Source organism: Rhizobium tibeticum, assembly GCF_900110205.1.
GTDB lineage: Bacteria > Pseudomonadota > Alphaproteobacteria > Rhizobiales > Rhizobiaceae > Rhizobium > Rhizobium tibeticum.
This window is the reverse complement of the sequence record NZ_FOCV01000090.1, coordinates 1-8,884: the sequence shown is the minus strand read 5'-3', so window position 1 is coordinate 8,884 and position 8,884 is coordinate 1. Positions and strand designations below refer to the sequence as shown.

General features: G+C 57.3%; 8 protein-coding genes and 2 pseudogenes. 4 read left to right on the top strand and 6 right to left on the bottom strand.

What is annotated here, in order from left to right; translation table 11 throughout:
* Positions 1-733, top strand: a 733-nt coding sequence (locus BSG20_RS34240; RefSeq protein WP_143147613.1) for an alpha/beta hydrolase, incomplete at its 5' end; no start/stop codon positions are given.
* A gap of 209 nt (positions 734-942) precedes the next feature.
* On the opposite strand, the gene BSG20_RS34235 is transcribed toward BSG20_RS34240, so the two are convergent.
* The 3 genes and pseudogenes from BSG20_RS34235 to BSG20_RS38210 form a co-directional block, all read right to left on the bottom strand.
* Positions 943-1,891 (bottom strand): IS630 family transposase gene (locus BSG20_RS34235; protein WP_093041861.1). Its coding sequence is split into 2 segments (ribosomal slippage): positions 943-1,554 and positions 1,556-1,891, totalling 948 coding nucleotides; the frame shifts between segments, so codons are not numbered across the junction.
* 130 nt (positions 1,892-2,021) lie between these two features.
* Positions 2,022-2,323 (bottom strand): annotated as a pseudogene (locus tag BSG20_RS34230) (PIN domain-containing protein); the annotation flags it as partial.
* A pseudogene (locus tag BSG20_RS38210) lies at positions 2,320-2,496 on the bottom strand (plasmid stabilization protein); the annotation flags it as partial. The pseudogenes BSG20_RS34230 and BSG20_RS38210, both read right to left, overlap by 4 nt.
* Positions 2,497-2,704: 208 nt before the next feature.
* Here BSG20_RS38210 and BSG20_RS36125 point away from each other — a divergent pair.
* Positions 2,705-3,700: a hypothetical protein gene (locus tag BSG20_RS36125; RefSeq protein ID WP_143147612.1), complete on the top strand. Its 996-nt coding sequence runs from the start codon at positions 2,705-2,707 to the stop codon at positions 3,698-3,700.
* On the opposite strand, the gene istB is transcribed toward BSG20_RS36125, so the two are convergent.
* Positions 3,597-4,397, bottom strand: coding sequence for an IS21-like element ISSme2 family helper ATPase IstB (istB, locus tag BSG20_RS34220; protein ID WP_072382259.1), 801 nt, complete (start codon positions 4,395-4,397; stop codon positions 3,597-3,599). The genes BSG20_RS36125 and istB overlap by 104 nt on opposite strands.
* Positions 4,397-5,683 carry an IS21 family transposase gene (istA, locus tag BSG20_RS34215; RefSeq protein ID WP_072382257.1) on the bottom strand — a complete coding sequence of 429 codons (1,287 nt, stop codon included), beginning with the start codon at positions 5,681-5,683 and terminating at the stop codon, positions 4,397-4,399. The genes istB and istA overlap by 1 nt, the downstream gene beginning before the upstream one ends.
* A gap of 129 nt (positions 5,684-5,812) precedes the next feature.
* Between istA and BSG20_RS34210 the strand changes: the two genes are divergently transcribed.
* On the top strand, positions 5,813-6,730 hold the full coding sequence (locus BSG20_RS34210; protein ID WP_072382254.1) for a hypothetical protein: 918 nt from the start codon (positions 5,813-5,815) through the stop codon (positions 6,728-6,730).
* 401 nt (positions 6,731-7,131) lie between these two features.
* The gene (locus BSG20_RS34205) at positions 7,132-8,376 is read left to right on the top strand and encodes an ATP-binding protein (protein ID WP_072382252.1); all 1,245 of its coding nucleotides are present in this window, start codon (positions 7,132-7,134) and stop codon (positions 8,374-8,376) included.
* 196 nt (positions 8,377-8,572) lie between these two features.
* Here the strand turns inward: BSG20_RS34205 and BSG20_RS34200 are convergent.
* Positions 8,573-8,884, bottom strand: a 312-nt coding sequence (locus BSG20_RS34200) for a zincin-like metallopeptidase domain-containing protein (RefSeq protein ID WP_244551845.1), incomplete at its 5' end; no start/stop codon positions are given.

Below are 8,884 nucleotides of genomic sequence, written 5' to 3'. Positions count from 1 at the left end.
AAGCACCAACTACACCCGCAACGCATTGGAGACACTCTTCCAGTATCTGGCAAAGGACCCCGAGGTGAAGGAGGTCTCGATCCTCGCGCATTCGATGGGCAACTGGCTGGCGCTGGAATCCTTGCGCCAGATGGCCATCCGCAACGGCCGCCTACCGGAGAAGTTCAAGAACGTCATGCTGGCCGCTCCCGACGTCGACGTCGACGTGTTCCGCCAGCAGATCGCCGACATGGGCAAGCAGCACCCGCAGTTCACCCTGTTTGTCTCCCGTGATGACAAGGCGCTGGCCTTCTCGCGCCGGGTCTGGGGCGACGTCTCCCGGCTGGGTGCCATCGATCCGGAGCGGGCCCCGTACAAGAAAGAGCTCGAGGACAACAAGATCATCGTCATCGACCTCACCAAGATCAAATCCGGCGACAGCATGAACCACGGCAAATTCGCGGAGTCGCCGGAGATCGTGCAGCTCATTGGCCAGCGTATCTCCGAGGGGCAGACGTTGACCGACAATCACGTCGGACTTGGCGACCAGATCTTGGTGGCGACCACCGGGGCTGCGACGGCCGCTGGGAACGTTGCCGGTCTGGTTCTCGCCGCGCCGGTTGCTGTGGTCGATCAGGACACGCGTGACAACTACGCGACCCATGTCGGAGGCCTCGCGGGCGCAAACAACACACAGCCTGCTGTGGTCAAGGACTGCGATCAGACCAGACCGACGCCGAGCTGCAAACGTTGATTTCGCGGGCGCCGCACACGATCTCGCAGCGTCGAACGATAAGGGCCGGCGCGATCGCTTTCGCGTCAACCTTACCAAGGCATCCGGGCTTTAAAGGCCCCTCCCTGCTTCATTCAAAGGATTAAAGCATCACAAAGGCAGTCCCACGGAGACGTGAGATCGAGCCGTGTGGTCTCGAAATCCGCGAGATTGCGGGTTGCTAGAGCGTTTCATGTTTTGACGGAAGCGTAGCCAGCATTTGAGAAGTAGTTGGCGCATTCCTCTGGCTTGATGGTGTCGGCGAGTAAGCCCAGATGGCGCCAGGTTTCCTCGATGGTTCGCTTTTGGGCCTGGCGCATCCAGTGCTTGATCTTGGCGAAGGCCTGCTCGATCGGATTAAGGTCGGGGGAATATTTCGGCAGGAACCAGAGTCTGGCGCCGACTGCCCTGATGGCATCGCGGATGGCCTTGGCTTTGTGAGAGCCGAGATTGTCGAGGATGACGATGTCGCCAGGCTTGAGAGTCGGGATCAACTGCTGGCGGACATAGGCGCGGAAGCATTCGCCATTGATGGGACCGTCGAAGACGCAGGGCGCAGTGAGCTTGTCGCAGCGTAGGGCGCCAAGGAAGGTCAGGGTGCGCCAGCGGCCGTGCGGGGCAAAGCCGCGCAATCTTTTGCCCCTCGGCCCCCAGCCGCGTAACGGCGCCATGTTGGTGCGGATCCAGGTCTCGTCGATAAAGACGAGCCGCTTCGGATCGAAGCGGTCTTGCCAGGCTTTCCAGCGGGCTCTGCGCCGGGCAATGTCGGCGCGGCCCTGCTCAAGGGCGAACAGCGTTTTTTTTAAAGCTCAAGCCCTCGCGGCGCATGAACTGCCAGATGGCATTGTGGGAGACGGTCACGCCGCGGGCGGCTAACTCATCCTTCAGCCGATGTAGCGTCAGATGTGATGTCTGCTCGATCTGCTCGACGATGAAGGCGCGGTGCGGCTCCAGCACACGTCGGCGATGGCCGCCCATCTTGCCAGGCGACACACTGCCGGTGGCCCGATAACGCTGCGACCACTTCACCACGGATGAGACAGCTATGTCGAACCGCTCCGCCACCACCCGGCAGCTCTGACCGTCCACAACCGCTGCGACGACTCGCTCGCGAAGATCATTCGAATAGGGTCGCGTCATAGATGCTGGCCTCCATTCCAGCATCCATGATGAATCACAAATCTGCTGATTTGGGAATCCCGCACCGATTCCGATAAGCAATGATCCGCTCTAGGCGGCCACCGTTTACCAGGGCAATCGCGGCAAATCATTGCATCGGGATTCCGCGTCCCTTACGAGCGGCATCGCCCATAATCTCCCGTAGGCGAGTGCGGCTTCTTCGGTCAATCCGAATACCCGATCAGCAAAACGACGACGCCACTCTTGCAACCCCTCTTCAAGCCGATCGGCGCGCTGATCCGGTCTTATCTTCTGGATCCCGAAGGCGATCTCGGCGATCGTCACTGTTGGCAGTGCTAATTCCGCATCGAATCGAACCAGCCAAGCAATCACTGCCTCGTTGGGTGCGTTCTTCAAGGTCTCAGAAACGACGTTGGTGTCGAGAAAGATCAAAGCTCGACGCCCTGATGGCGATGGCGATGGCGATTTTCACTGACTACAGCTTCCAGATCAATGTCTGTGCCGGTTTGCGCCCTAAGACGCGAATAGAAGCTCGAAGCAAGCTCGCGCCCTGCCTCACGGATCTCATAGGATTCGAGCGCACGTTCGACCACCTCGGCAATCGAACTGCTTCAGGCCCGCAATATCTTGAGAATGGGATAGAATTCCAAGAACGGCGCGAAGGCCTGAACGGCTACTCCACTCTAAAAAGCAGTTCTTGCGGTCCTTCTACGCAATACCAAAAACCACCGTCTATTGAATCTATCTTCAACTTATGAGATTACAACCTTAAGGAATACGTATCAGTTTTTTCGACTTTAACGCAGAGTAAGTATGGCGCTTTTCGGGTGGACCAAAGCATCTCAACGTGAGGTGTCGAACGATTCTTGGCCGTTTTGGCTGTACTCGTTGCTGGTCGTCTGCGTGGTCGCGGTCTACATTACAGTCGATCTTAGCGGCGATACGCTTCACAATGGCGATATCGACGATCAACTCCGCGGTCTTTTCGTTCGATTGCTCCTGAGCTCATCAGGCTGGTACGATCTCAGTTTGCCGATGGTCCGCGGTCCGGAAATATACATCTCACCATGGTCGCGCCTGATCGATGCACCTTATGCGACCATCGCATTCGCCCTACACTATTTTTTCGGACAAGAGCGATCGATCGATATCGCGTTCAAGGTGTGGCCGCCGATCTTGGGTGTCATCTTTAGCATCTTAATCGTCAGCGTATTGAAGCGGCTTTATCCCTCGAAAGCGGATCTTCCAGTCAAAACACTGCTGGGGCTGCTCATTGTCATGCCATATGCCTTTTGGGAATTCAGTCCGGGTCGTATCGATCATCATAACCTCCAGATCGTCCTGCTGTTACTTGTCGTATATGGCATAAGTCGCTTCGACATGGTCGGTGGAGCCACTGTGGGCGTGGGCGTGTCGGTTTCGACGGCTGTCGGTCTTGAAACGCTGCCGATTTCTGCCCTGACTTTGATAGCACTCAGTTGCACTTGGGTGTTCGATGTTCGCGGCAGTCGGACAATGCTGGGTTCGACGGGGATCGCTTGCTTGGTCATGTCGCCAATGTTAATGCTCGTCCTAATCCCACCCGCTCACTACTGGACAATGTCTGCCGACGCCTTTTCGATGCCCGACATACAGGCATTGTCGGGATTTGGTGTCAAGCGAAGTGAAGATTTGACCCCGTGGGCGAAACGAAGAACTGACCCCTTCATTGATTTGCTGTTTCGTTTGTCTCAAGCGCCGTTCCGGCCTTCTGCAGAAGGCCGGAACGGCGCTTTTCGCGAAGCCTGTAGCTATCACCTCGGATGGTGATCACTGTCGAATGGTGCAGCAGCCGGTCCAATATCGCGGTGGCGACGACAGGGTCTCCGAAGACGCTTCCCCACTCTCCGACCGATCGATTTGAGGTAATCAGGATCGATCCCTTCTCGTAGCGGCGAGAGACCAGTTGGAAGAACAGGTGCGCCGCGTTCGCTTCGAAGGGCAGATATCCCAGCTCGTCGATGATCAGCAGTTTCGGCCGCGATAGGATTGTCAACTGCTTGTCCAATGAGCCATCGTTATGGGCCTTGGCGAGCATCGCAACCAGAGTGGCCGCCGTGACGAATTGAACGTTGTAGTTTTGGCGGATCGCTTCTCGGCCAAGACTGACAGCAAGGTGCGTCTTACCGGTGCCGGGAGGTCCGAGGAATAGGACGGTGTCGCCGTGAGCAATCCAGCGGCAGGTTGACAGATCCCTGATCTGTCCTCGATCCAGCGATGGCTGTGCCTCGAAGTCGAAGCCATCGAGTTCGCGTACGAAGGGGAACTGCGCCAACTTGCTCGACATCGAGATGCGCCGTTCATCGCGCCGGGCAATCTCTCGTGACACCAGGAACGCCAGAGCTTCGCGCAAGGTCATCTTCGAGCGGGCCGCCTCGTCCAGCAACGTGTCGAGTTGGTCGCGGATCGCCGTCAGCTTGAGCCGATCGAGTGTCGCGATGAGTAAATCGTGATCGACGGTCGTCATCACCAGCCACCTCCAACAACAGCCTCGTATTCCGCAAGTGGTCGCAGCAAGGCGGCTGGTGCCAGCTCAACTGGAGCGGTGCGAACCAGTCCTTCGCTACCTGCGACGCCAACAAAGTGAGCCCGGTCCACAATCCGTTGTCGCCGTCCCTGGCAGAGAGGATGATCGGCCACGACCTGGCCAGCGTGACGGATAATTACACGGCCCGCCAGCACAACGACTTGGACGCTCTCGCCGATGAGACGCCAGGGTGCGGAATAGCTGTTTGTGTCGAGATCGATGGCGCAGTCCGCCTGCACCTTGCGCACGAGGTCGCGTAGTTGTCCAAACGGTGCGCGGCCGGATAGCGGCCGAAGGGCATCGGCCTCCGCAGCAAAGCGTTCAATGGGTGCTTCACCAGTCGTGCCGTGTTCGCGTCGGTCCGCGACCTCTCGTATCCATCGGTCAAGGTGCGCCTCGAATGAAGCCCAGTTCTCAAACCGGCGACCAGCGATGGCATTCTTCTTGACGTAGCCTACCCCGCGCTCGTCCTTCCCCTTTGTTCGGGCCCGGTAGGGAGCGCAAGCGCGTGGCGCGAAGCCCCAGTAACGGGCAAACGCCCATAGTCGCGCATTGAAGCGAACCTCCCGGCTAACCGCATCGTGATGTTCGACAAGCGCCTTCGCATTATCCAGCAAAACCTCAACGGGAACGCCGCCAAATCGAAGAAACGCGCCTTCCATCCCCTCGAACCAATCGGTCTGCCCCTCTCTCAATGAGGCACGAATATGAATGCGTCTGGAATAGCTCAACGTGGCGACAAAGACGTTTACCCGAACCCGCTCGTCACCGATCCAGACACGCGTCTGCCCGAAGTCGATCTGCAACTGACGACCCGGCGGCGTTTCAAACCGGACTGTCGCACGCTTCTGCGCCCTGAGTTCCCGCCGCCATTCCCGGACTCGAAGCTCTACCGAACGCAAACCGATGGTAATGCCGTGCTCGCTGACTAATTCCTGCCGGATCACATCAGCATTGCCGTCATGCCTAAAGAAGCGCTCACGAAGCCAATCATCAAGGCCATCAAATGCACTCCGCCGAACCGGCTTCTTGAAAGGTACCGCTCCACCCTCACGAAGATATCGGCGGACAGTGTTGCGAGCACAGCCAAATTCCTTCGATAGACGCTTGGCACCCCAACCAAGCTCGTGCAGCCGCAACATGGCCATCACCTCATCTGCCTGAAGCATATCTTCGCCCTGCATCGTTCCCCACGATGCAGGATGCGCTGAAATCGCACTCGTCATCCATCTCTCCTCGTTCTGACACGAGGGGGCAGTTCTTCATTTCGTTAGGGGGTCAGTTTCTCATTTCGCCTGACATTTGGCTTAGTATCGGTTTTGGTGTCCATAGGCCTGGGAGAACGCTACAACCGGATGGTGCGCGGAATCCTTCTCCTCTTTCTCGGTGCAGCCGTTCTTACTTGTATCCTCTTGCAGTATCCCCTGATGGCTTCTGGTCCGTTCTCCATGATAACCGGCCCAAGCCGTCTTTACTGGTTCGACCGGATCCAGCAGGAAATGACGTCTCTGCAGTTCTTTCGCACCGAAGATCACATCGCCATCGCGCTGCTGGCAACCATGAGCTTGACGCTCCTCCTCGCAGCCCCCTGCGCGCGCCGGAGCATTAGCGAAGGACGGCCGCAACTACCAATTATCTACCTGCTCGCCTGTGGGCTGCTTCTTTTAGTCTTTTTGTCGAACCGCTTTTTGAGAATTTCGGTCGGCGTCGTTCCCCTGCTCGTGCCGCTCGCCATTCGAGAGTTGGCCGCCCGCTGGCGATCCCTATCCGAAAAAGATGCGAAGGTTTCGGCGGTCATCGGCTGCTTTGCAACCCTGCCTCTCGCATTGATTCTCCTCACTCCGAAATCTCCAGACGCCCCCGAAAGCTATGACGCGTTCGACCATCTCTTGTGGAATTCCTGTGAACATCACGATCTCACTGCCATCAGTTTGCTCGGACGGTCGAAGATGATGACCCCGCCAGCCCTCGGTCTCCACATCATTCTGAACGGACCAGGAAACGTCAGCGTTTCGAGTATCCCATTCCACCGCTCAGCACCTGCGATCAGTCGATTTCTAAGGACGTTCATGACTTCAGACGGTTCGGAGCGGTCCGCGCTTCTGGCAGACTTCGACTATCTCGCCTTATGCCGGATACCTAGAGGATTGCCGGGCGAGAGTCAGATGCCGTTACTACAGAGCCTATTGGCAGGCGAAGAGGTTGAAGGATTGGAACCGATGGTTCCGGCCCGTCCTACCGATCTGATGTTATTTCGAGTCAACCATTCCTAGTGAAACCGAAACGAACCGGTTCAAGCTCGTAGGGTCAATCCTGTGGTGCGCGGGATTAACAACCGCTCGCACAGGAAGTAGCGTAGCGAAACCTGTCGCAGTTCTATTCTGTCTTAGTATGCCGCCCGCCGGACACGTCCTCGTCGGAATCTATCGCCCCACGCGGTACGCGAACCCAAACCACAGCCGACGTTGCCTGTGAGGCTTCGAACTGTTGCCGGTCGGCGTCGCATAGCCGCTGGCGCCCCCGGCCAGAGGGGAGGAAGCGACCGTACGGTCGTTGCCTTGGTATCGTGTTGTAGCGAACTTCGGGCACGATTGTTGAACTAGACGTCAACAGGTTTTAAATCAGACATGTTTCAACTTTAAATCAGACGCAATTCCGGTTAAGAATAGCCGCAATGGCCGATCAAAAGCAAATCATTCAACGCAGGGCGCGCCCAATCATCGAAACGGCGTTGGCCGATACACGGGTGGTTCTCGTTGCCGGACCGCGCCAAGCGGGCAAAACAACGCTTGTCCAGCAGTTCGCTGGGCGCAATCGCAGCTACATCACTCTTGATGACGCCGGGGCATTGAATGCAGCAAAAACGGATCCTGTCGGGTTCATTCGGGGCATTGATAAAGCGGTCATCGACGAAATCCAACGTGCGCCTGAGCTCATTCTCGCAATCAAGGAAAGCGTTGATCGCGATGACGCCCCCGGCCGGTTCCTGCTAACAGGGTCTGCGAACCTTGCAACGATCCCGGCAGTTGCCGACTCATTAGCCGGGCGGATGGCTGTCGTCCCGCTCTTACCCTTCGCTCAGGCAGAAATCCGGTCGACGCCAGGCGTCTTCCTGGATCGTCTGTTCGCGGGTGAGACTCCCGTGGCCGATGAAGAAACCATCTATGGCGACGGGCTGATGCAAACCGTGCTGAAAGGCGGATATCCGGAAGCACTGCGCCGTCCGACATCAGCCCGCCGCGCGGCTTGGTTGGAAGATTACACTAGATTGATCCTCGATCGAGACGTACGCGATATTGCTAAGGTCGATCAACTCGACCGTCTGCCACGTCTACTCGATGTCTTGGCCGAACATGCGGGCCAGCTCGTCAACCATAGCAGCTTCGGCTCAGCACTGGGATTGTCGAGCGTGACAGCGCAACGATATGTCTCCATTCTGGAGCGTTTGTTTCTCATCAAGCAAATTAATCCGTGGTCCAATAATCGATTAAGCAGGATCCTGAAAACTCCGAAATTGCACTTCATCGACACAGGCCTACTCGCTGCCATGCGTCAGGACGACGAAGATATCCTCCATCAGAACAAATCGCGATTTGGTCCGTTACTGGAGAGTTTCGTCGTGTCTGAGTTGATGAAACTAGCATCATGGTCCGACCGACGCGTTTCGTTTTCACATTACCGTACCAAAGATCAGGATGAGGTCGATGTCATCATCGAAGACCGGCGTGGGCGAATAATTGGGATCGAAGTCAAAGCGTCTGCCACTGTCAAAAGTGACGATTTTCGCGGTCTCCGACAATTGGAAGCTGCCGTCGGTGAGCGTTTTGTTCGTGGCTTGGTCCTGCATGACCATAACCGCGTAACGCCGTTTGGTGAAAAGCTTCAGGCGGCACCGGTTTCTGTCCTTTGGACAATGTAAATGCGGGCGCGGCGTGTGATCCCGCCTTTCTGTCTGGACCGCGCTGCATCTCCTTGACGAGTTTGCAGCACTTGGTCATCTCGCTCCGACCAAAAAGCTTACGGACCAAAAGTGGTCGAATGCCGTTCTTGAACGCAAAAGCGCGCGCGGATAAGGACACGATCGTTGGCCGTCTGACATCGGAAAGGCGGCTTACTTACGCCGCCTCCCCTTCGTCCGTCTGATCCGGCTGCAGGTAGTGCAGGTAGCTGACGGCGCGCTGCGCATGGCCGGCGGCGACAAAGATCGCCCGCTTGTCGCCTTTAAGAACCTTGAGCCAGGCGGCAAGGTAGCTTGCATGATCGGGCCGCGGCTCGAGTTCGGGAACGATGCCGAGATCGGCGCAGAGGAAGCAGCTGCCGAGTTCGGCGATCAGTTCCTCGCGGGCGCGGTCGCTTTGGTCCTTGGCATAGCGGCTGAGATCGCGATCCAGTCGGTGTGGCGCCGCCGTCCAGTGGGTCAGTTCGTG

Bases quoted from the DNA above. Each gene is read 5' to 3' on its own strand.
- BSG20_RS34210 (WP_072382254.1), top strand. From the start codon at position 5,813: ATGGTGCGCGGAATCCTTCTCCTCTTTCTCGGTGCAGCCGTTCTTACT.
- BSG20_RS34205 (WP_072382252.1), top strand. From the start codon at position 7,132: ATGGCCGATCAAAAGCAAATCATTCAACGCAGGGCGCGCCCAATCATC.
- BSG20_RS36125 (WP_143147612.1), top strand. From the start codon at position 2,705: ATGGCGCTTTTCGGGTGGACCAAAGCATCTCAACGTGAGGTGTCGAAC.
- istA (WP_072382257.1), bottom strand. From the start codon at position 5,683: ATGACGAGTGCGATTTCAGCGCATCCTGCATCGTGGGGAACGATGCAG.
- istB (WP_072382259.1), bottom strand. From the start codon at position 4,397: ATGACGACCGTCGATCACGATTTACTCATCGCGACACTCGATCGGCTC.